Raw genomic sequence first — 696 nt, 5'->3', positions numbered from 1 at the left:
TGGTCCGTGTTACCCACAACTTCCCGCACCAAACATGCCAATGATGGACCGAGTTACTAAAATGTCTGAAACAGAAGGTGATTTTGGTAAAGGTTTAATTCTTGCAGAGTTGGATATTACTCCAGATCTTTGGTTCTTCGATTGTCACTTCCCTGGTGACCCTGTAATGCCAGGCTGTCTCGGTCTAGATGCCATGTGGCAGCTAGTGGGCTTCTTCTTAGGTTGGGTCGGCGGCAAAGGCAAAGGTCGAGCTCTTGGCGTTGGTGAAGGGAAGTTTACTGGCCAAATTCTGCCAACTGCTAAGAAAGTAACGTACGAAATTCATATGAAGCGCGTTGTGAACCGTAAACTAGTGATGGGTTTAGCAGACGGCCGCGTATGCGTTGACGGCAAAGAAATTTATGTTGCGAAGGATCTTAAAGTTGGCTTATTCCAAGATACTTCGAGCTTCTAATTACCCTTCTCTATAAATTTTTAAAGCCCCTATCTGGGGCTTTTTATGCTTGGTAATTACGAGAAAAGGCTCTCTAAGAGCCCTTTCGAATCCTTCTGTTGTATGTGGAGAGTTATTTATAGAGACCAGATTGTCTTTCATCTCTGGCATCACGCCAACCACCTAACCAATACGACCGAGCGTCTACTTGTTGATACGGGCAAGCCTCTTGAGACCTTCCATTCAACCCAGCTTTATAGCCT

The 696-nt window shown here is 45.3% G+C and carries 2 protein-coding genes; one reads left to right on the top strand and one right to left on the bottom strand.

The window, feature by feature from the left end; translation table 11 throughout:
- On the top strand, positions 1-454 hold a 454-nt coding region (gene fabA, locus R7040_RS26720; RefSeq protein ID WP_318097621.1), incomplete at its 5' end, for a bifunctional 3-hydroxydecanoyl-ACP dehydratase/trans-2-decenoyl-ACP isomerase.
- Positions 455-566: 112 nt separating this feature from the next.
- Here the strand turns inward: fabA and rmf are convergent.
- On the bottom strand, positions 567-696 hold a 130-nt coding region (rmf, locus tag R7040_RS26715), incomplete at its 5' end, for a ribosome modulation factor (protein ID WP_318097622.1).

It is taken from the genome of Vibrio sp. 1069 (assembly GCF_033340555.1).
The sequence above is the reverse complement of the archived record's forward strand: the minus strand, read 5'-3'. Positions and strand labels throughout refer to the sequence as shown.